The 20,038-nt window shown below is 66.9% G+C and carries 18 protein-coding genes; 7 read left to right on the forward strand and 11 right to left on the reverse strand.

Translation table 11 applies throughout. From position 1 onward, the window contains the following. Positions 1-109: 109 nt before the first annotated feature. Both E4634_RS15395 and E4634_RS15400 read right to left on the reverse strand, forming a co-directional pair. On the reverse strand, positions 110-562 hold the full coding sequence (locus tag E4634_RS15395) for a TlpA family protein disulfide reductase (protein WP_135445495.1): 453 nt from the start codon (positions 560-562) through the stop codon (positions 110-112). 11 nt (positions 563-573) lie between these two features. Continuing rightward, complete coding sequence (locus E4634_RS15400; protein WP_135445497.1) at positions 574-1,803, reverse strand: YihY family inner membrane protein; 1,230 nt, start codon at positions 1,801-1,803, stop codon at positions 574-576. A gap of 87 nt (positions 1,804-1,890) precedes the next feature. Between E4634_RS15400 and arsC the strand changes: the two genes are divergently transcribed. Genes arsC through sppA form a run of 4 tightly spaced genes read left to right on the forward strand, consistent with a single transcriptional unit; the run spans position 1,891 to position 5,063 of the window. Beyond that, a complete protein-coding gene (gene arsC / locus E4634_RS15405; protein ID WP_135445499.1) occupies positions 1,891-2,241 on the forward strand; it encodes an arsenate reductase (glutaredoxin) in 351 nt (116 codons plus the stop codon). Continuing rightward, positions 2,241-2,840 (forward strand): NAD(P)H:quinone oxidoreductase, encoded by a 600-nt coding sequence (gene wrbA, locus E4634_RS15410; protein WP_135445501.1) that lies wholly within the window; start codon positions 2,241-2,243, stop codon positions 2,838-2,840. Before arsC ends, wrbA begins: the two co-directional genes overlap by 1 nt. Next, positions 2,837-3,214, forward strand: coding sequence for a DUF2069 domain-containing protein (locus tag E4634_RS15415; RefSeq protein ID WP_135445503.1), 378 nt, complete (start codon positions 2,837-2,839; stop codon positions 3,212-3,214). The genes wrbA and E4634_RS15415 overlap by 4 nt, the downstream gene beginning before the upstream one ends. Next, on the forward strand, positions 3,207-5,063 hold the full coding sequence (gene sppA, locus E4634_RS15420) for a signal peptide peptidase SppA (protein WP_135445505.1): 1,857 nt from the start codon (positions 3,207-3,209) through the stop codon (positions 5,061-5,063). Before E4634_RS15415 ends, sppA begins: the two co-directional genes overlap by 8 nt. Here the strand turns inward: sppA and E4634_RS15425 are convergent. From E4634_RS15425 to E4634_RS15435, 3 genes are all read right to left on the reverse strand, one after another. Continuing rightward, positions 5,057-8,191, reverse strand: coding sequence for an efflux RND transporter permease subunit (locus tag E4634_RS15425; protein ID WP_240725210.1), 3,135 nt, complete (start codon positions 8,189-8,191; stop codon positions 5,057-5,059). The two genes, sppA and E4634_RS15425, sit on opposite strands and share 7 nt — an antisense overlap. Continuing rightward, positions 8,188-9,426, reverse strand: a complete 1,239-nt coding sequence (locus E4634_RS15430) for an efflux RND transporter periplasmic adaptor subunit (RefSeq protein WP_135445507.1) — start codon at positions 9,424-9,426, stop codon at positions 8,188-8,190. Before E4634_RS15430 ends, E4634_RS15425 begins: the two co-directional genes overlap by 4 nt. 166 nt (positions 9,427-9,592) lie before the next feature. Beyond that, the gene (locus E4634_RS15435; protein WP_135445509.1) at positions 9,593-10,399 is read right to left on the reverse strand and encodes a mechanosensitive ion channel family protein; all 807 of its coding nucleotides are present in this window, start codon (positions 10,397-10,399) and stop codon (positions 9,593-9,595) included. 223 nt (positions 10,400-10,622) lie between these two features. Between E4634_RS15435 and E4634_RS15440 the strand changes: the two genes are divergently transcribed. From E4634_RS15440 to E4634_RS15450, 3 genes are read left to right on the forward strand one after another with little or no spacing between them, the layout of a single operon-like run. Beyond that, positions 10,623-12,119 (forward strand): FAD-dependent oxidoreductase, encoded by a 1,497-nt coding sequence (locus E4634_RS15440; RefSeq protein ID WP_135445511.1) that lies wholly within the window; start codon positions 10,623-10,625, stop codon positions 12,117-12,119. 41 nt (positions 12,120-12,160) lie between these two features. After that, positions 12,161-12,634 carry a c-type cytochrome gene (locus E4634_RS15445; protein WP_135445513.1) on the forward strand — a complete coding sequence of 158 codons (474 nt, stop codon included), beginning with the start codon at positions 12,161-12,163 and terminating at the stop codon, positions 12,632-12,634. A gap of 40 nt (positions 12,635-12,674) precedes the next feature. Then, entirely contained in the window at positions 12,675-13,364 is a 690-nt protein-coding gene (locus E4634_RS15450; RefSeq protein ID WP_135445515.1) for an SOS response-associated peptidase, read from the forward strand. A gap of 33 nt (positions 13,365-13,397) precedes the next feature. On the opposite strand, the gene E4634_RS15455 is transcribed toward E4634_RS15450, so the two are convergent. From E4634_RS15455 to E4634_RS15480, 6 genes are all read right to left on the reverse strand, one after another. Next, complete coding sequence (locus E4634_RS15455; protein WP_135445516.1) at positions 13,398-15,794, reverse strand: TonB-dependent receptor; 2,397 nt, start codon at positions 15,792-15,794, stop codon at positions 13,398-13,400. A gap of 5 nt (positions 15,795-15,799) precedes the next feature. After that, positions 15,800-16,408, reverse strand: coding sequence for a PqiC family protein (locus tag E4634_RS15460; protein ID WP_135445518.1), 609 nt, complete (start codon positions 16,406-16,408; stop codon positions 15,800-15,802). 2 nt (positions 16,409-16,410) lie between these two features. Then, a complete protein-coding gene (locus E4634_RS15465; RefSeq protein ID WP_135445520.1) occupies positions 16,411-17,373 on the reverse strand; it encodes an MlaD family protein in 963 nt (320 codons plus the stop codon). Then, positions 17,370-18,143, reverse strand: coding sequence for an ABC transporter ATP-binding protein (locus E4634_RS15470; RefSeq protein ID WP_135445521.1), 774 nt, complete (start codon positions 18,141-18,143; stop codon positions 17,370-17,372). Before E4634_RS15470 ends, E4634_RS15465 begins: the two co-directional genes overlap by 4 nt. Beyond that, entirely contained in the window at positions 18,143-19,276 is a 1,134-nt protein-coding gene (locus E4634_RS15475; protein WP_135445523.1) for an ABC transporter permease, read from the reverse strand. Before E4634_RS15475 ends, E4634_RS15470 begins: the two co-directional genes overlap by 1 nt. A 165-nt stretch (positions 19,277-19,441) precedes the next feature. Next, positions 19,442-19,948, reverse strand: coding sequence for a DUF3806 domain-containing protein (locus E4634_RS15480; RefSeq protein ID WP_240725211.1), 507 nt, complete (start codon positions 19,946-19,948; stop codon positions 19,442-19,444). Between the last annotated feature and the right edge of the window lie 90 nt (positions 19,949-20,038).

Below are 20,038 nucleotides of genomic sequence, written 5' to 3' on the forward strand. Positions count from 1 at the left end.
CCCTTTCGGGGCCGTTTTTTTTTGGGGCTACCAAGCAAGTCCCGGGGGCCAGGTGCCGGGGTCAGAGTCGTGACTCTGACCCCTCCCTCCGGAATAGCCCGCCCCGGGGTCAGAGTCTCGACTCTGACCCCTCTTTCGGCGGCGGCGCCTGCCCGGTGGCCTCGGCGAGGGATTCCAGCGTCTGCGGTCCTGCCCGGGTGGCCGCCAGCGCGCCGTCTGGCCCGATAAACACGGTGGTGGGCAGGACCTGGGGCCGGGCCACGCCGAGGCCGGCAGCCGGATCCTCGAGCAGTGTGGGGAAGCGGATGCCGAAACTGTCAATCTGGGCCTGCAGTTCAGCGTCCCGGGCACCGTCGTAGTTGACCCCGAGCACGGCCACTTCCGGGTAGCGCTGGGCGAAGTCGTTGAGCTCGGGGATCTCCTCGCGACACGGCTTGCACCACTGCGCCCAGTAGTTGATCACCACCCAGCGGCCGCGGTAGTCATCGAGGTCCAGGCGCTCCACCCGGTCCGGCGGCTGCTGCGCCCCACAGGCGGCCAGTGCGACACAGGCCAGTGCCATAGCGATTCCTCTCACGCGCCGTACAGCTCCGCGAGTGTCATCGACAGCAGTTCGCGCTGCTGCATGCGCTGCTGGCGCAGCAACTGGAAGGCGTTCGCCTGCCAGTCCATGTGTGCGGCGACGGGTTCCTCTGCCAGCGTCTGTTCGTCGTTGATCCATTCTTTCATCTGCCAGAAGTTGATGGTGTGCAGGTCGCGGCTGAGCAGGTAGTGGCCGCGGTCGGTCTGGGTAATGATGTTTTTTTCCATCAGGATGTCGCGCAGGTGCCGCCAGGTTTCGCTGTCCAGCCCGCGGGTCACCACGTGGCGGCCATTGAGAATCTCGATCTCGCGCACCGAGTGCCCGGCCTTTTGTTTTTCCCAGAACAGGTAGAGCACGTCCAGCGCCTTGAGCAGGGTGGGGCGGCTGGCCTGCTCCTCATCCTGGTAGGCCGAGAGACTGTGCACCAGGATGCCGCCCATCAATACGATGTTCCAGGACAGGTAGATCCACAGCAGGAACAGCGGTACCGCGGCGAAGGCACCATAAATGAAGGTGTAGCTCGAACCCACCACCAGGTCGGTGAACGCTGCCCGGGCAATGTGGAAACCGACCGCTGCGGCGAGGCCGCCGACCAGGGAATGCTTGAAGGGAACCCGGCAGTTCGGCACGGCGATGTACAACAGGGTAAAGGCGCCGGCGCTGAGCAGGATTGGCGAAAGCTTGAGGAAAAACGCCTTGAACCCGAAGATGTCGTAGGCGTCCAGCACGTTGGAATAGGAAGCCAGGTAGGTGCTGATGCCCAGGGCCAGGCCCAGCGCCACCGGCGCCAGGCTGAGCACTGCCCAGTAGAGCAGGAAACTGGAGATCGGGCTGCGGTTTTCCCGCGCCCGCCAGATCAGGTTGAACGCTTTTTCGATGTTGCGCAGCATCAGTACCGCGGTCACCACCAGGAACAGGATGCCCGGGCCGGTGAGGTTCTTCGCCTGGCGGGAGAAGTCGCTGAGGTAGCGCTCGACCTCGGAACTGGTGTCCGGCATCAGGTGCTGGAACAGCAGGTCCTGCATCTGTTGCTCCAGGCCCTGGAAGGTGGGGATCGCCGAGGCCATGGTGTACAGCACCGTGAGCAGCGGCACCATGGCGAACAGGCTCATGTAGGTGAGGGCCGCCGCGTTTTCCGAACAGCGGTCCGCGCTGAAGCGCGAGACGAAGTAGCGCAAGCGCCGCCAGGCCCCGTACAGCAGTGGTTTGAGTTGCTCCATGGCCGGCATTATGGCACGAATGGTCACGCCGCGGCACAGGCCTTGATATACTCTCGCGCTGTGCAGAAACAGGCCCCGGAGCGAGTCATGAGCGAATACACCATCTACCACAACCCGCGCTGTTCCAAGTCGCGAGCCACCCTCGCGCTGCTCGAGGAACACGGTGTCACGCCGCAGGTGGTGCTCTACCTCGAGACCCCGCCGGACGCCGCGCAGATCCGTCAGCTGCTGGAGCAACTGGATATGCGCGCCGAGCAACTGGTGCGCCGCGGCGAGGATGAATACAAGCAGCTCGGGCTGGGCAAGGACGCCAGCGAGGAACAACTGGTGGCGGCGATGGCCGCGCACCCGAAACTGATCGAGCGGCCGATCGTCGTCTGTGAGGAACGCGCCGTGCTCGGCCGTCCCCCGGAGAACGTGCTGGGCCTGCTCGACTGATGGCCCAGCCCTATGTCCTGGTGCTGTATTACTCGCGGCACGGGGCGACTGCGGAGATGGCCCGCCAGGTGGCGCGCGGCGTCGAGCAGGTAGCCGGGATGACCGCCCGTCTGCGCACGGTGCCAGCGGTCTCCGCGGACTGCGAGCGCAGCGCCGAGGACATCCCCGAGTCCGGGCCGCTGTACTGTGAGATGGAAGACCTGCGCGACTGCGCCGGCCTGGTATTGGGCAGTCCGACCCGCTTCGGCAACATGGCCGCGCCACTCAAGTACTTTATCGACGGCAGCTCCGGCCTGTGGTTGTCCGGGGCGCTTATCGACAAGCCCGCCGCGGTGTTCACCTCCAGCTCCAGCCTGCACGGCGGCCAGGAGTCGACCCTGCTATCGATGCTGTTGCCGCTGCTGCACCACGGCATGCTGCTGGTCGGCCTGCCCTACAGCGAGCCAGGCTTGATGAGCGCGACGGGGGGCGGCACACCCTACGGCGCTTCACACTGGTCCGGTGCCGACAACGACCGCGCGCTGGACGACAAGGAAGCCGCGCTGTGCCGGGCGCTGGGCAAGCGGGTGGCGGTAGTTGCCGCGCGGGGTGCGCAATGAGCCCGAAAACGCGCAACCTGCGGGTGATCTGTCTGGCCAGCTATGCCGTACTCTGCCTGCAGCAGCTGACCGACGCCTGGCTGGGCGGGGCGCCGCCCGTCGTGTGGATAGCATTGCTCGTCCCGTTGTTGCTGTTCCTGCCCGGTATGCAGCGCGACAATCTGCGCAGTTTTGTCTGGCTGTGTTTTGTCAGCCTGCTGTATTTCATGCTGCTGGTGGTCGACCTGTTCGAGCAGCCGCAGTCTGTCCTGCGCTGGGCGGGCATGCTTGCCGTTGTCGGTATCTACAGCAGCGGAATGCTCTATGTGCGCTGGCGCGCGCGGGAATTGCGCGGCGAGAATGCGCAGCAAGCCGTGGAGGCTACCCATGAGTGACACCTCACCGATCCGCCGCTTCTTTGCCGCCCTGTGGCGGGGCATCACCTGGCTGCGACTGGCGCTGGCCAACATCCTGTTCCTGGTCATGCTGGTGGTGTTCTACTTCGTGTTTGTCGGCCGTGCGCCGGAGCCGCTGCCGGCCAAGGCCGCGCTGCTGCTCAACCCGGTGGGCGTGGTGGTTGACCAGCGGGCGCCGGTTGAGCCGCTGGCGGCACTGGCGGGTGAGCCCGACCCGGCGCAGAACGAAGTACTGCTGCGCGATATCCTCGAAGCCATCGACACCGCGCGCGAGGACGACAAGATCGACGCGCTGGTGATGGAGCTGGATTACCTGATGTATGTCGGCATCAGTCGCACCCAGGAGATCTCTGCTGCCCTGCAGGCGTTTCGCGATGCCGGCAAGCGCATTGTCGCGGTGGGTGACTACTACACCCAGGACCAGTACCTGCTGGCCAGTTTCGCCGACGAGATCATCATGCACCCGCTGGGCGGCCTCGGCCTGGAGGGGTTCAGCGTGTACCAGAACTATTATGCCGACGCCCTCGACAAGCTCTCTGTGAACATGCACGTGTTCCGCGCAGGCAAGCACAAGTCCGCGGTGGAGCCGTTCCTGCGCAACGACATGTCGCCGGATGAAAAGGTCATCACGCGCACCTGGCTGGACGACCTGTGGAGTGAGTACACCGGCACCGTGGAGCGCAATCGCGAGTTGCCCGCGGGTGCCGTCGGCGAGTTCATCGAGGGTATGCCGGCGCGCCTGACCGGCGGCGACGGCGACCAGGCCGTCGATGCGCTGCAGGCGAAGCTGGTGGATCACCTGATGTCGCGCATCGAGGCCAACGCTTACCTCACCGAGATCGTCGGTGCACAGAACGAGGACGGCCTGTATGAGGCGGTGCCGTTCGAGGAATACCTGTGGCACAAGCGCGTCACCCACCTGCCGCAGGAAGAGGATGCGCGCATCGCGGTGATCACCGCCCAGGGTGCGATGCTGCCCGGCGAGCAGCCGCCCGGGACCATCGGCGGCGACAGCCTGGCCTGGCTGATTGGCGATGCGGTGGCGGATGAGGGTATCAAGGCCATCGTGCTGCGCGTCAATTCTCCTGGCGGCAGCATGTTCGCCGCCGAGGTGATCCGCGAGCAGGTGGCCGACGCCCGCGCCGCCGGCATCCCGGTGGTGGTGTCCATGGGCGCGATGGCTGCGTCCGGCGGCTACTATATCGCCGCGGAGGCGGACCAGATCTGGGCCACACCGACCACCATCACCGGCAGTATCGGCGTGTTTGCCGCCTTTCCCACGGTCGAGGACCTGCTGCAGCGCGTCGGCGTGCACACCGACGGTGTGGGCACCACGAGTATGGCGGGCTCGTTGCGCCTGGACCGGCCGCTCAACCCGGCACTGGAGGCGGCGGTACAGGCCGGGGTCGGCCACGCCTACAGTATTTTCCGCAAGGTGGTGGCCGAGGGTCGCGACATGAGCCTGGAGGCGGTAGACAGCGTCGCCGAGGGGCGTGTGTGGAGTGCCGCCGATGCCCTCGACGTCGGTCTGGTAGATGCATTGGGCAGCCTCGACGACGCGGTCGCCGCGGCGGCGGAACTGGCCGGGTTGGAGAGCTACGAGGTGGATTACTTCGAAGAGAGCCTGACCCCGTCACAGCTGCTGGTCCAGCAACTGGCGAAAATGCTCGGCAGCCAGCTGGGCGCGGTAGTCGATACGCGCTCTGACCGCGTCGCCGCCCTGGTGGCGATGGCGCGGCCGCTGCTGGACGCGGCGCAGCTGGTGGATTCACTGCAGGACCCGCGGCATCTCTACCTGCGCTGCCTGGCCTGCGGCGCGGTTCAGTAGGTTTCGGCGGCCGGCCGCACGACGCGCTCGCCGCGCCACCAGCGGCCGAGGTCGTCGAGGATCAGGTACAGGCTGGGCACCAGTACCAGGGTAATCACCGTGGCGAAGACGATACCGAAGGCCAGTGAAATGGCCATGGGGATCATCGCCTGGGCCTGCGCGCTGCGCTCCATCAGCATGGGCGCGAGACCGAGGAAGGTGGTCAGCGAGGTCAGCATGATGGCGCGGAAGCGCTTGCACGCCGCCTCCACGATCGCCTCACCCAGGGCGACCCCCTCGGCCACCGCGCGGTTGATGTAGTCGACAAGGATCAGGCTGTCGTTCACCACCACCCCGGACAGGGCGACGATCCCGATAAATGACATCATGCCCAGGGCATAGTCGAGCACCCAGTGGCCAACCACGGCGCCGATGATGCCGAAGGGAATCACGCCCATGATGATCAGCGGCTGCAGGTAGGAGCGCGTGGGTATCGCGAGCAGGGCGTAGATGCCGAACAGCGACAGGCCGAAGCCGATGAACAGGCTGGTCATCAGCAGTCGCTCTTCCTCCGCCAGACCCGCCTTGTTCCAGTGCAGGCCCGGGTATTTCTCGCGCAACTGCGGCAGGAAGTTGTTCTCCAGGTCGCCGATCACCCGCGACGGCTCGACCACCTCGATATCCGCCACCGCAGTGACCTCGGCGGCGCGCTGGAAGTCGATGCGCGTGGACTTCAGCAGGCCCGGCTTGACCTCCACCCGCGCCACGGTATCCAGCGGTACGCTGTCGCCGTCTGGTGTGCGGATGTACATGTTGTCCAGGCTCTCCACGCTCTCGCGGTCCCGTTGCGGGTAGCGCACCATCACCTTCACCTCGTCGAAGCCGCGCTGGATGCGCTGGGCTTCGGCGCCGTAAAACGCGTTGCGCACCTGGGTGCCGAGATCCAGGCGCGTCAGTCCCAGTGCCTCGCCCTCGGGCAGCAGTTCGAAGTGGTATTCGTCGCGGCTGTCGCTGGCGCCGTTGCGAATGTCCGACAGCCCGTCGTAGTGGCGCAGGTGTTCCTCCAGTTCCGCGGCGGCAGCCCGCAGGGTCTCGAAGTCGTTGTGCTCGAGGTCGAAGGCGACGTTGGGGCCGAACTCGGGGCCGTCGGAGGTCTTGAAGCCGAGCACGTCGGCGCCGTGGATGTGGCCGACCTGCTCGCGCCACAGGCGCTGGATCTCGGCGTTGGAGATCTCGCGCTTGTCCTGTTTGGTCAACTCGACATCGATGCGTCCGTTGATGCGGTCGTAGACGTGGGCGGCGATATGGGCGATGAAACTCTCGCTGCTGCCGGTCTGTCGCTGGTGTTCGCGGTCGATGGTGCGCATGCCCTCGACGATGCGTCGGGTGGCCTCCGCGGTGCGCTCCTCGGGGCTGCCCTCGGACATGCGCAGCTCCGCGGAGAGAAACTCCCCGGGCTGGTGCGGCGAGACGATGACCCGCACCAAGCCGCCGCTGACCAGGCCGACGCAGAGAATGAGCAGGGCGAGGAAGGCGGCCAGCGAGAGATAGCGGTTGGCGATGAACGTCAGTAGCAGTTGGCGGTAGCGATTGTCGATGAAGTGCCGCAGGCGCCGGTTGACCTCCTCCTGCACGCGGTCCACCTGCAGCAGCAGGCGGTTGCGCGTCGGTTTGCTGTGCGCCAGGTGCGAGGGCAGGATCCACTTCGATTCCACCAGCGAGAAGGTCAGGCAGAGGATGACCACCCAGCCGGCGGCGGCCGGCATCGGCGCAAACATGCCCTGTACGAACAGGGTGGGCGCGAAGGCGACGATAGTGGTGAGCACACCGAAGGTTGCCGGGGTGGCCACGCGGTAGGCGCCGCGGATGACGCTGTCCAGGCTGTGGCCGTGGGCCTCGGTCTCGCTGTAGGCACTCTCGCCGATGATGATGGCGTCGTCCACCACGATGCCCAGCACCAGGATGAAGCCGAAGATGCTGACCATGTTCAGGGAGGCGTGGATATACGGCGTGTTGATCGCGGCCATGGCGCCGAGGAAGCACACGGGTATGCCCAGCATCACCCAGAAGGCGAGTTTGATCTCCAGGAACAGGGCCAGGGTAATGAACACCAGCAGCGCGCCGATGGCCAGGTTGCGCACCATGGTGTCCAGGCGTTCGTCGAGGTAGTAGGTGAAATCGCCCCACACCTCGAGGTTCACGCCATCCGGCAGTTCGGCGCGTTTCTGCGCCAGGTAGTCCTTGACGATGGCGGCGGTCTCGATGATGTCCTGCTCGCCCATGCTGTTGATCTGCAGGCCCAGGGAGGGGCGGCCGTCGAATTCGGAGAAGCCGCGCTCCTCGACGAAGTCGTCGCGCACGGTGGCGATGTCGCCGAGCAGCAGGCGGGTGCCGTCCGGCCAGGTTCGCAGTACCAGTTGCTCGAAGGCCTGCTGTTGGTAGGCCTGGCCCACGGTGCGCAACATGATCTCGCCGTTGCGCGTGCGCAGCGAACCGGCGGGCAGGTCCAGGGAGGAGGCGGCGATGGTGCGCGCGACGTCCTGCAGGGTCAGGTGGTACTCGCGCAGCAGCGGCTCGGAGATCTCCACCGAGATCTCGTAGGCGCGGTCGCCGATGATGTCGGCGGCGGACACCTCGGGGTAGGTGAGCAGGTCGCGGCGCATCTCCTGGGCCAGCGCTTTCATGCTGCGCAGGTCGAGGTTGCCGCTGATCTGGATGTTCAGCACCGGGAACATGACCTCGGGCTGGGTGATGATCGGCTCCTCGGCGTTGGCGGGGAAGGTGGTGATGCCATCGATGCGGTTCTGCACGTCGTTGTACAGCTTGCTGATATCGACGCCGTCCACGGGTTCGATCATGATGCGCGCCACGGATTCCAGGGCGTCCGCCTCGATGCGGTCGATGCCCTCGATGTCGTTGATCGCCTCTTCGATTTTCTCGACGATGCCGCGCTCGACCTCTTCGGGCGCGGCGCCGGGGTAGGGCACGGAGATCCAGATGATCTCGAACTCGAAGGTGGGCATGATCTTGCGCTGGATGTTGGCGGCGCTGCCCAAGCCGACCACGATGATGATCAGCATCAGCAGGTTCGCCGCCACCGGGTTGCGGGCGAACCAGGCGATAACGCCGTTGGGGGTGCCGGTGGTCACGGCGCGAGGGCGGCGGTGGCGTCGCCGGGCAGGGCGCGCTGCTCGCGCCGGCGCAACTCGTCGGTCGGGGTGGTGGAGTTGATCACCACTTTGGCGCCTTCCAGGGATTCATCCAGCAGCGTCAGTGATACACGCTCTCCGGGCAGCAGGCCGGCGTCAATCAGCGCAAACTCGCCGCCGGTGCTGAGCACCGAGACCGCGCGGTCCTGCAGGATGTCGTTGGCGCCGACCACCCACAGCTGGTTGCCGGCGCGCAGTACGTAGCGCGGCAGGGCGATGACGTCGGTGATCTCGCGGCCGGTGATCGCGGCGTTGACGAAGCTGCCCATGCGCAGGGGCTCGGCGTCTGCGCTGTGCAGCGCATAGGGGTCGGCAATGCGCGCGACCACGTACAGCGAACGCGAACGCTCGTCGAAGACACCCTCGGTGCGGTGCAGGGTCGCCTCCCAGTGGCGCACCTGCCCGCCGGCCGCGGTGTACAGGTCGATGGGGGTGTCGCTGGCAAACTTGCCCAGGCCCGGCAGTTCGAGGAAGGCCAGCCGGCTCTGCGCTACCGGCAGGCGCACTTCCGCGTAGTCGACAGAGAACACCTCGGCCAGCCGCGCGCCGGTGACCACGTATTGCCCCAGCTCGGTGTCGCGGCTGGCAATCACCGCGTCGTAGGGGGCGCGGATGATAGTGCGCTCGAGCCGGTCGCGGGCGGTGTTGAGGTCGGCGGTGGCGGCGCGCAATTGGGCCTGGGCCTGTTCCAGCTGCGGCTTGCGCAGGTAGAGGTCGCGCGCCTCCTGGTTGCGCTGGCTGTTGGCGGGCAGTTTTTCCCACTCGGCGAGGGCGACCTCGGCGCGACCCTTTTCCTGGGCCAGCGCGCTCTCGGCGGTTTCCACCGCGGCCTGGGCGCGTAGCAGTTCGGTCTGGTAGTCGCGCGGGTCGATGCGCAACAGGACTTCATCGGCGGCGACGAAGCCGCCGACCAGGAACTTGTCGCTGGTCTCCACCACGCGGCCGGAGACCTCGGCCAGCAGTGCGGTGCGGCGCAGCGCCTCCACCGTGCCCTGGGCCTGGATCTCGACGCGGATGTTCTCGGCCACCGCAACCGCCACATCGACGCTGACCGGACGGACCACCGGCTCGGCGATCTCCGCCGGCGGACGACCGAGGAACAGCAGCACGCTGATACCCACAGCCGCGCCCAGCAGGAGCACGGAAACCAGGAGTTGTCGCTTGATCGCCAGCACGTCTTAGCCCATATAAAAAAGGGGGACTTTTATAGCACAAAAGGCCCCACACCCGGTCGGAAACTTCCGGTGATTTCCCGACTTTTTATCGGCCGGTGGGTAAAAGTTCTGTAATCTTTGGGGGCCGCGCCCGGGCTGTGTGTCAACCCGGGGCGCGGTGAGCGAGCTACTCGCTCTTGTCGAGGTGGACATCCATTTGCGGGAAGGGGATGGAGATGCCCGCTTCGTCGAACTTGAGCTTCACCGCGGCGTTGGTGTCCCATAGCACGGCCCAGTAGTCCGCGGCATTCACCCAGGGGCGCACCACGAAGTTGACGCTGGAATCGGCGAGTTCGCCCAGCGCCACCACCGGTGCCGGCTCCGGCAGGATGCGGTCATCCGCGGCGATGATCTCCTCGAGCAGGGTCTTGGCCTTGCGGATGTCATCGCCGTAGGAAATGCCGAATACCATGTCGACGCGGCGCGTCGGGCGGGCGGAGAAGTTGGTGATGTTGCTGCCGAGAATCGCGCCGTTGGGCACGATCACTTCCTTGTTGTCGGGAGTGGTCAGGGTGGTAGTGAAAATGCTGATCTTCTCTACCACGCCCATGGCGCCACCGGCCTCGACGAAGTGGCCCTTGGTGAACGGGCGGAATACGATGAGCATGACCCCGGCGGCAAAGTTGCCGAGGGAGCTTTGCAGCGACAGGCCGATGGCCAGGCCAGCGGCACCGAGCAGGGCCACCAGCGAGGTAGTGTCGATACCCAGTTGGCTGAGCGCGGCGATCACCACGAACAGCAGCAGTACCCAGCGCAGGATGGAGCACAGGAAACGGACCAGTATCTCGTCCATCGCGCGCGCGGTCATGAACTTGTCGACAACCTTGACGACAATTTTTACTACGGCGCGACCGATGTAGAAAATGGCGGCGGCCAGGACGATGCGGATGATCCAGGGCAGGATCATGGTATCCCACAGGTTGCTAGCATCCATAGAGTAGGGGCTCCCCAGAAGTCAGTGAAAAGAATGGCTGCGGTCAGTATAGAGCAGGGACTTCGGTTTTCAACAAAGGGCCAAAAACCCGGGGATTTCCCGGTCGCGGGGGCGCTTCATCGGCGGCCAGGCGGTACAATCGGGTGCGCGAACAGTTGCGGGAAACTTCCGGGAGCAGTGGTTTTGATCGAGCACAGGTCGGCGGTGGGCGCCGGTAAACGGCGTGGCTGAACACATCGGGCGGCGGCAGTTGCTGGCCGGGATGGGCGCCCTGGCCGCGGCGGCCAGCGCGCCGGTCATGGCGCGCGCGCAGGGCTGGGACCTGGCCGCCGACGTGGTGGTGCTGGGTGCCGGTGCCGCGGGCTGTTGCGCCGCGATCGAGGCGGCGCAGTCCGGTGCTTCCGTGTTGCTGCTGGAACACCTGGCGCAGGCCGGCGGCGCCTCCGGTCTCGGGCCGGGCGTGATCTACGCCGGCGGCGGTACCGCCCTGCAGCGGGCGCTCGGCGTCGCCGACGACACGGACGCCATGTTCGCCTTCCTATCGCGCGCGGGCGGCCCCAATCCCCCGCTGGATAAACTGCGCCTGTACTGTGAGGAAAGCCCCGCGCACTTCGACTGGCTGGTCGCGCAGGGCGTCACCTACCGCGAGGCCCTGAGCGAGGCCCGCGGCACGCCCGCGGACAGCGCCTCCCTGTTCTTCAGTGGGGCGGAGCGCGACTGGCCGGCGCGGGATTTCGCTGCGCCGGCGCCGCGCGGCCACGTGCCCGGCCTGTCCGGGACCACCGGCGGCGCTGCGCTGATGCGCGCCCTGCTGCGCCGCGTGGCGGAACTCGGCGTGGACCTGCGCACCTCGATGCGCGGCGAACGCCTGGTCATGCTCAGTGACGGCCGAGTGGGTGGTGTCGCGGTGAGCGCTGCCAGCGGCCTGCTGCACGTGCAGGCCCGGCGCGGCGTGGTCCTGAGCTGTGGCGGTTTTATCCAGGAGCGCGCCATGGTGCGGCGCTATGCCCCGCGGCTGCACGAGTGCGCCACGCCCTGGGGCGGTGCCGGAGACCTCGGCATGGGTATCAACATGGCCGTGGCCGCGGGGGCGGCTGCCCCGCGCATGGACGAGGGCGCGGCAATGTCCCGGCTGGACGCCAGCGGCGCCGCGCTGGCCGGCCTGCTGGTGAACGCCGCGGGGCAGCGGTTCATCGCCGAGGACAGTTGGGAGGGCCTGATCGGCCACGCCATCACCTATGAACAGCGCGGCCGTGCCTGGCTGGTCACCGACCAGGCCGGGGCACTGCCGGAAACGCAGCAGGATTTCGAACTGGCCGCGCGCAGCAATACCATCGGCGGCATCGAGGAGGCCCTGGGCCTGCCGCGCGGCGCCCTGCAGCAGAGCGTCGCCTACTACAACCGCTACGCCGGGCGCGGTGAGGACCCGCAGTTCCGCAAGTCCCGCGCCTTCCTGCGCCCGGTGCAGGGGCCACCCTACAGCGCCTGGGCGGTGAGCGGCGAGCGCGCGTTTTTCCCGGCATTCACCCTCGGCGGTGTTGCCACCGGCCTGAGCGGCGAGGTGTTGGACGCCTATGGCGAGGCCATGCCCGGCCTCTACGCCGCCGGGCGCAACGCCTCGGGCATGGTTAGCGCACCGCTGCTCGCCAGCGGCCTGTCCCTGGGTGACGCGACCTTCTTTGGCCGGCGCGCGGGGCGCGCCGCGGCGGGTGCGGCATGAGTAGTGGTAGTGGTGTGAGTGGTGTCAGTAGTGTGAGAATTATGAGTGGCGTGAGTGGCTGGCGCGGCAATAACAGCGTGAGCCTGTCGGCCATCGCGCGCGCGGCCTGTGCAACCGTGGTCCTGGCGCTAACCTCGCTGTGCACCGCAGCAGCGCACGCCGACGAACTGGACAACCGCCTCACCCTGGCCAGCACCGAGCGCGGTCGTGTGGTGTTCGGCCCGTGCCGGGTCTGCCACGCTATCCAGTCCGCGCCGGGCACGCACACCGGGCCGGACCTCTCCGGCATCTTCGGCCGCGTGGTCGGCTCGCGCGAGGACTACGACGGCTACTCCGCGGCGTTTCGCCAGGCGCGGTTCGTGTGGACGCCGCGGGTGATGTTCGCGTGGCTGGAAAACCCCATGGGCATGTACCCGGCGTCCTCCATGATGAGCCTGGGCATCCCCGACCCACAGGACCGCGCCGACCTGATCGCCTGGCTGATGCAGGTCTCGGTGGACGCAGCCGCCCCCTGACGCGCTTGCCGGCGCCGCGGCTTTTCGGCACAGTGCCGGCATGTGCGGACGCTTCAATGTCATCGATAACCCCGGCCTGCAGCAGTTGCTGCGCGACCTCGGCATCGACCTCAACCTGCCCACGCGGACCAATCTTGCGCCCACCGAGGGGGTGCCGCTGGTGCGCGCGGATGGACCGGAGCACCGCCTGGACAGCGCGCGCTGGTGGCTGACCCCGTCCTGGGCGCCGGCGGTGGACCAGAAGTACAGCATGTTCAATGCCCGCGCCGAGACCCTCGCCAGTAGCCGCGCTTTCCGCACCCCGTTCCGTCGCCAGCGCGGCATCGTGCCCATGAGCAGCTTCATCGAGTGGCGCACGGAGGGCGGCGGAAAACAGCCGTGGCTGATCGAGAGCGGGGAGGGCGCCTTTGCCGCGGCAGCGCTGTGGGACGTGTGGGACGGCGACGGCAGCGCCCTGCTCACCTGCAGCGTGGTCACCACCGCGGCGGCCGAGGCTTTCACACCCTGGCACACGCGTATGCCGGTGTTTATCGCAGGAGAAGAACGCGATCGCTGGCTGGACAATACCCACCCGGTGGCCAGCGACGACCCGCTGTTCCAGCCGCGATTAAAATGCGACTGGCGGCTGGTCCCGCTGTCACGCGAGGTCAGCAACGCGCGCAACAAGGCACCGGAGTTGATGGAGGCGCCGCCCCAGGCCGAGGTGGTTCACCTGGCCCGCGACGGTTAGGGCGCGCCCCCGCGAGAGGACGCAGCGCTGCCCTCAGAACGAGTAGCGCAGGTCGATACCGTAGGTGAGCGTGTCGTAGGGGTTGGTGTGAATGCCGCCCAGGGTGTCGGCACCCAGGCCGCTGGGGTTGTCGGCGTATTCCTCGTCGAGCAGGTTATCCCCCCACAGCGCGACCTCGATGGTCTCCGCGTCGTTGCTCCAGGCGATGCGCGCGTTGAGCCACTCGCGGTCCTGGAAGTACCAGGAACCGGTCTGGAAGATCGGCGTGTCCGAGTCCGGGCCCGGGTCCTCGTCGAACTCGTAGCTGACGTGGACCAGCAGGAAGCCGCGCGGCACCTGCGGCGTCCAGTCCAGCACCAGGGTGTAGTTGGTGTCCGTGGAGCTACTTTCCTTGTCGCCGCCGGCGGGTTCCCCCGCTGCGTTGAAATAGGCCTCGCGCTCGGTTTCGGTTTCGCGCAGGGTGGTCAGCGCCGCCAGGCGCAGGTTGTCTATCACGCTCCAGGTGACCGACAGTTCCAGTCCGTCGGTAGTGTCGTCGGAGCTGATCACACCGGGGGCGGCCACCGGGTCGTCGGCGCTCTCCTTGAGGTCGACCTGCTGCTGGCGATCGTCCAGTTCCTGGTGGAACACGGCGAGTTCCGCGCGCAGGCGGTCGTCGAAGAAATCCCCCTTCAGGCCCAGTTCGATGCTGGTCATGTCCTCCGGGTCGAAGGAGCCGGAGCGCACCGCGCCGAAGCTCTGGCCGTCGAAGCCGCCGGACTTGTAGCCGGTGGCGTAGGACAGGTAGGTGAGGGCGTTGTCGGCGAGTTGCCAGTCGAGCACCAGGCGGCCGGTGACCCGGCTCCAGCTGTCCGAGGCGCTGTACTTGTCGAAGTAGGCGGACGGGGCCACGTCCAGCGCCGCCGGGTCGTACTGCACGCGGGCCGGTGGCAGCGACCAGCCAAGGTCCACCGGGAAGGTCTGCCAGGAGTAGTCCTTCTGGTCGTCGCTGTAGCGCAGGCCGCCGGTAATACCCAGGCGCTCGGTGAGCTGGTAGCGCAGGTCGGCGAAGATGCCCCAGTTGACGAAGTCGCCGGTGTTGTCCATGGTCTCGGTGAAGTACTGGCCGGCGTATTCCGGTGGTAATACGGCGATGCCCGCGAGGTCGCTGACGCTGTTCCAGAAGGCGTCGGGGGAATCCGCGAACAGGTCCCAGGCGTGGGTGTCCTGGTCCGGCTCGATACCGATTTCCGGCAGCAGTAACAGGCTGACGAACTGCATGTAGGAGTCGGTCAGCAGGCCGATGTCGGTGCGCTGGTAGACGTCCTCGCGGCTGTAGTTGGCGCCGGCGATAAAATTGAACGGTCCCTCGTCGTAGCTCACCCGCCACTCGGTGTAGAAGATATCCGAGTCCTCGATGTTGTTGGTATCGAGGTAGCGCCGCGGGTCGGCGGTGCCGTCCTCCTCCTCCAGGTTGGTGGTTTCCCAGTCGCGGTAGCTGAGTACGCCGAACAGGTTCCAGGCGCCGCCGAGGTTCTGCTCGAGTTGCGCGGAGACGCCGTACATGTCGCGGGTCTCTTCCTCGCCGCCCACCACGTCGTGGCGGTCCTTGCCGCGGAATGGGTCGTCGCTGCCCTGGTAGGCGTACTTGCCGACGCCGATGGCCGCGCGCGGCATTTCGTTGCGGTCCTCGAAGTCGGCGGCGAGCTGGATCGAGGTGCTTTCTCCCGGCGTCCACAGCACGGCGGCGCGGCCGGCGAGGAAGCCCTCGTCGCGGAAATCGTCACCGCCATCGACGTTGCGGGTAAAGCCGTCGCGCTGGTGATAGAACAGGTTGCCGCGCATCGCCAGGTCGTCCCCCAGCGGCAGGTTGAGCATGCCCTCGTAGCGTTGCAGGTCCTGGTTGCCCAGGCGCGCCTTGAGGAAGCCGTTGAACTCCGGTTCCGGCTTGTTGGGCACGATGTTGACCACGCCGGCGGTGGCGTTGCGCCCGAACAGGGTGCCCTGCGGCCCCTTGAGCACCTCGATGCGCTGGATGTCGGTAAACGGGATGGACGTCACCGCACGCGGCATGTAGGCGCCGTCGTAGAAGGTGGCCACCGAGGGGTCCTGCCCCGAGCTGATGTTGATGGCGCTCACCCCGCGCACGGTGATACTCACCTGGGTCGAGGTGCCCTCGGGCGCGCTGACGTCCACGCCGGGCATGAAGGCATCGATGTCCTGGATGCCGACCGCGCCGGTATTGATGATGTCCTGCACGGTGAACGCGTCCACCGCCACCGGCACCGACATGAAGTCCTGCTCGCGCTTTTGCGCGGTGACCGTGACTTCCTCCAGTTGCAGGTTGTAGGGGCGCGCGGTGTCCTGTGCGAGGCTGGTATCGGCGGCAGTGACGGCGAACGCCGCGAGGAGGCCGGCGCGCAGGGCGCGGGGCGACGACGGTGGGTGCATACGGTTTACTCCTCGCTGGTCGGGGGATTGGCGGCCGCCGCGGCTTCGATGGCCGCGGCGGCGATCTCGCTCAACTGGAAGAACAACGCGCTGTAGGCGCCGGCGATGGCCTCAGGGCCGTCGCCGTCCAGCGGTTGCTGCAGGCGCGCGATACGCCGCTCCAGGGTGCTGTCGTCGCCCGGCCGGTAGACCAGCCACTCCGCCACCAGTCGCGCGGATGCGCTGTCGGCGTCCAGTTCCAGCACGCGCAGCTTGAGAGCGTAGGCCGGCGGCCGTTTCGGGTGCCAGGGGTAGGGGCGCACGTCCTGGGTGCCGAGCAGGGCCGCGAGGTTCAGCGCCATGACCCGGGTGATGCCGTCCTCCAGCGGTTCTGCCCAGCGCTCGGTGTTGGCCAGGTCCAGGCGGTTGGCGCCGTCGGAGAGGACCATGGCGTCGCGCTGCAGGTAGGGCGGGACCCCGACCGGCCCCACGCCCAGCGCAAATGCGGTATCCGTCTCCACCGGTACCGCCTGCGCGCGCAGGATGTAGTGGTTGCTTTTCGGCGTGCTGCCGCAGGCGCCGAGCAGGCCCAGCAGGGCGAGGAGGGCGAGCGTGTTGCGTAAGTGGGCGTGCATGGCTAGTCCTCGCTGCGGCCGCGGATCAGGGACTCGGGGTGTTCTTCCAGCGTGCGGCCCAGGGACTGCAGGGAGCGACCCGCCTTGCCCAGGTCCTGCAGCGCACGGTTGAGTTCGTACACGGTGTTGGAGTCGTAGTCGACCAGGTGCTGGAACTCCTTCGCGCTGGACTCGATGGTGGCGATGGCCTGCTCCAGCATTTCCAGGTTGCTGCGGATCAGCCTGGCCAGTTCCGGCAACTCCTCGTTGGCCAGGTCGACGGTGCCATTGGCGTCGCTGAGCAGGGCGTCGAGGCGACCGCCGGTGCTGTCGACCTGGCCCTGTAACTGCTCGCTCAGGGCCTGCACCGAGGCGACAGTGTCGTGCAACTGGCCGGGCAGCTGCTTGAACTTCTCGTCGCCGACAAACTCGGCCAGGCCGGTGGCGATGGTTTCCATATCGTTGGCCATCTTCACCAGGTCCAGGGATTCCAGCTCGCGGGTCAGCTTCTCGAGGCCGGTGGGGATGGAGGGGATCTGCTGGTAGGGCGAATCGATGTCCGCCAGGTTGATTTCGCTGTCCGGGTGAAAATCCAGCTGCACGTAGAGCAGGCCGGTGAGCAGGCTCTGGGTATTGAGCTGCGCGCGCATGCCGCGCTCGATGAGATCCTCCACCAGGTTGTCGGAGATCGCACCGGTGCGCCGCAGGTTGTCGCCGCTGATTTCCGCCTCCACCAGGGTAATGAGCTCGGAGGTCTCGGAATCCAGCACCAGTTCGATCTTGGTCACCTGGCCCACCTGCACGCCGCGCAAGGCGACCGGCGCGCCCATGTTCAGGCCCTTCACCGAGCCCTCGAAGACCATCACGAACTTGTTGCTGTTGCTGCCGAACCCGGTACCCAGCGCGAACAGCACCGCGGTGACGCCGATCAACAGGGCACCGGCGACGAAGGCGCCGATGGCGGCGCTGTGCGGTTTTTCGCTCATGCAGTTTTCTCCTGTGCCGCAGTGCTGGCCTCGCGCGCCAGGAACTGCCTTACCACGGGTTGGTCGCTGTGTTCGCGCAGCTCGCGCGGGTTCCCGTAGGCGATCATAGTCTTGCTGGCCGCGTCGAGGTAGACCGAGTTGGTGGCGATGCCGAAGATGCTTGGCAATTCGTGGGTCACCATGACCACGGTGGCACCGGTACTTTCCTTGATCTGCACGATCAGGTCGTCGAGCAGTCGCGAGCTGATCGGGTCGAGCCCGGCCGAGGGTTCGTCGAAGAACAGGATGTCCGGGTCCAGGGCGATGGCCCGGGCCAGCGCCGCGCGCTTGCGCATGCCGCCGCTGATTTCCGAGGGGTAGAAATCCTGGTAGCCGTCCAGGCCGACCAGCGCCAGCTTGTAGGCGATGATGGCGGCGCGGTCGGCGGGGCTGTGGTCGGTGTACAGCTGCAGCGGCAGTTCCACGTTCTCCGCCAGGGTCATGGCGCTGAACAGGCCGCCGGACTGGTAGGTGATGCCCCAGCCGCGGCGCATGACATCGCGCGCATTGGCGTTCGCGTGGACGAAGCTGTCGCCGGCGTAGAGGATGTCGCCGGCGGCGGGCTCGACCAGGCCCAGCAGGTGCTTGAGCAGGGTGCTCTTGCCGCAGCCGCTGCCGCCCATGATGACGAAGATGTCGCCGCGATTGATATCGAAACTGAGGTCGCGCTGGATCACCCGCGAACCGTAGGCCATGGTCAGCTCGCGTACCGCGATATGCGCCTCGGCCATCAGATGCCCACCTGCTGGAAGATAATGTTGATCGCCGCGTCGGCGATGATCAGGTAGACGATGGCGATGACCACCGCCTCGGTCGCGGCCTCGCCGACCGCGGCGGAACTGCGTCCGCTGTTCATGCCCGCGCGACAGCCGGCCACCGCGATCAGCGCACCGAAGATCACGCTCTTCAGTAACCCCACATTGAGGTGCACCAGCGACAGCGCCTGCTCGCCCTCGTTCATGTACATGAGCGGCGTGATACCCATGCCGCCGGCGACGATGCCGCCGCCGATCACGCCGAGCAGGTTGGCGTACAGGGTGAGCAGCGGCATCATCACCACCAGGGCGAGGATGCGCGGCACCACCAGAAACTCCACCGGCGATACGCCCATGGTGACGATGGCGTCGATCTCCTCGTTGGTCTGCATGGTGCCGAGCTGCGCGGCGTAGGCCGCACCGGTGCGGCCGGCCATCACCACCGCGGTCATCAGCACGCCCATCTCGCGCAGGGTGCCGATCACCACGAGGTCGGCGACATAGATCTCCGCGCCGAACTGGCGCAGCTGTACCGCGCCGAGGTACGCCAGGATCATGCCCACCAGCACGCTGGTGAGGCTGATGATGGCAATGGCGTTGGGGCCGGCCTGGTAACAGAAGGTGCGGAAATCGACGAAGCGAGTATTGGAGCGTCCAAGGAGCAGCTTCCACAGGGCGATGGACACCTCGCCGATGAACGCCAGGGTCTCCCGCGAGCGCTCGAGAAAATCGCGCAGTAGCTCGCCCAGGTGCAGGCGGGCGTACCAGGGCCGGCGGCGCTGCGCCGGCGGCTTGTAGGGCTGCACCGCGGTGGCGACCTGCAGCAAGCGCTGCACGCCCTCGGGCAGCTCGCGCGGCTGGAACTCGATGTTCTCGTCGCGACACTGGTTGTAGCACTGCAGCAGGAAGGCCATGAGCACCGAGTCCCAGGTGCCCAGGGCGCTGCAGTCCACCACCAGCTCGGGGGCCGAGATCACCGCGAGTTCGTCGCGCAGTTCGCGGTAGTCCGGGTGCTCACGGCCATGGACCCAGTCGCCGCGCAGGGTCAGCACCGCGCTGTCGCGGTCCTCGACCTGGAGTTCGAATTCGGCTGGCTGGGCTTGGCTCATGCGGGGCTCATTCTAGGCTCGTTCCGGGCTCTTTCTGGGATCATTCTGGATTAGTGGGCCGCGTCGCGTTCAGCTGTCAGTCTACTGGCATGAACGGGCACAGGCCAAGCGCCTGCGCGCGATGCGGTGACCCTGGATGCGTGTTGGTGCCGCGGAAGCCTTCGACTATTGGAAGGGCAGCGCGGGAATGCTCTCGCTGATGGCCGCCCCCGCCCGCGCATAGATATCCGCCACTGGCGTCAGGTTGCCCGCCTCGCGGCGGCGCGAAATCATGGTTACCGGGAACAGGTAGTTGTCGCTGTCGCGGTAGCGCAGCGCGTGGCTGCGCCCGAGCTTGTCGCTGTAGATCACCCAGTGCAGGCCGTACTCGGCCGCCAGCAGGTCGCCGAGGATCACGCCCATCGCCTGCAACTCGCGGGTCTGCTGGTTGACGACCACCTGTTCGTCGAGCAGGCGCTGGAGCAGGCCGAGGTCGTTGTCCTTTGTGCCGCTGAAACGTACGCCGAAATGCTGCGCGGCGAGCTCGGCGATACCGTCGCGCTGGCGCTGCATGTACTGGCGGTCGATGGAGGAGAGTTCGCCGATGACCGGCGCCTCCTGGGCGCCGGCGTGGGTGCCGGACAGGCCCAGCAGGAGAAGGATCAGGGCTGGCAGGATTCCGTGTATGCGCATCACGCTCGAGCTCCGCAGGGTGGGGCCAGCATAGCACCCGCGGGCAATTTCTCACAGGCCGGTTGTGTTCCGGACACTGTCATGGATAAT

Origin of the sequence: Mangrovimicrobium sediminis (assembly GCF_004745945.1) — a bacterium.
Taxonomy (GTDB): Bacteria; Pseudomonadota; Gammaproteobacteria; order Pseudomonadales; family Halieaceae; genus Mangrovimicrobium; species Mangrovimicrobium sediminis.

Bases quoted from the DNA above. Each gene is read 5' to 3' on its own strand.
- E4634_RS15480 (WP_240725211.1), bottom strand. From the start codon at position 19,948: ATGCGCATACACGGAATCCTGCCAGCCCTGATCCTTCTCCTGCTGGGC.
- E4634_RS15400 (WP_135445497.1), bottom strand. From the start codon at position 1,803: ATGGAGCAACTCAAACCACTGCTGTACGGGGCCTGGCGGCGCTTGCGC.
- E4634_RS15395 (WP_135445495.1), bottom strand. From the start codon at position 562: ATGGCACTGGCCTGTGTCGCACTGGCCGCCTGTGGGGCGCAGCAGCCG.
- arsC (WP_135445499.1), top strand. From the start codon at position 1,891: ATGAGCGAATACACCATCTACCACAACCCGCGCTGTTCCAAGTCGCGA.
- E4634_RS15450 (WP_135445515.1), top strand. From the start codon at position 12,675: ATGTGCGGACGCTTCAATGTCATCGATAACCCCGGCCTGCAGCAGTTG.
- E4634_RS15470 (WP_135445521.1), bottom strand. From the start codon at position 18,143: ATGGCCGAGGCGCATATCGCGGTACGCGAGCTGACCATGGCCTACGGT.
- wrbA (WP_135445501.1), top strand. From the start codon at position 2,241: ATGGCCCAGCCCTATGTCCTGGTGCTGTATTACTCGCGGCACGGGGCG.
- E4634_RS15455 (WP_135445516.1), bottom strand. From the start codon at position 15,794: ATGCACCCACCGTCGTCGCCCCGCGCCCTGCGCGCCGGCCTCCTCGCG.
- sppA (WP_135445505.1), top strand. From the start codon at position 3,207: ATGAGTGACACCTCACCGATCCGCCGCTTCTTTGCCGCCCTGTGGCGG.
- E4634_RS15475 (WP_135445523.1), bottom strand. From the start codon at position 19,276: ATGAGCCAAGCCCAGCCAGCCGAATTCGAACTCCAGGTCGAGGACCGC.
- E4634_RS15435 (WP_135445509.1), bottom strand. From the start codon at position 10,399: ATGGATGCTAGCAACCTGTGGGATACCATGATCCTGCCCTGGATCATC.
- E4634_RS15415 (WP_135445503.1), top strand. From the start codon at position 2,837: ATGAGCCCGAAAACGCGCAACCTGCGGGTGATCTGTCTGGCCAGCTAT.
- E4634_RS15465 (WP_135445520.1), bottom strand. From the start codon at position 17,373: ATGAGCGAAAAACCGCACAGCGCCGCCATCGGCGCCTTCGTCGCCGGT.
- E4634_RS15445 (WP_135445513.1), top strand. From the start codon at position 12,161: ATGAGTGGCGTGAGTGGCTGGCGCGGCAATAACAGCGTGAGCCTGTCG.
- E4634_RS15460 (WP_135445518.1), bottom strand. From the start codon at position 16,408: ATGCACGCCCACTTACGCAACACGCTCGCCCTCCTCGCCCTGCTGGGC.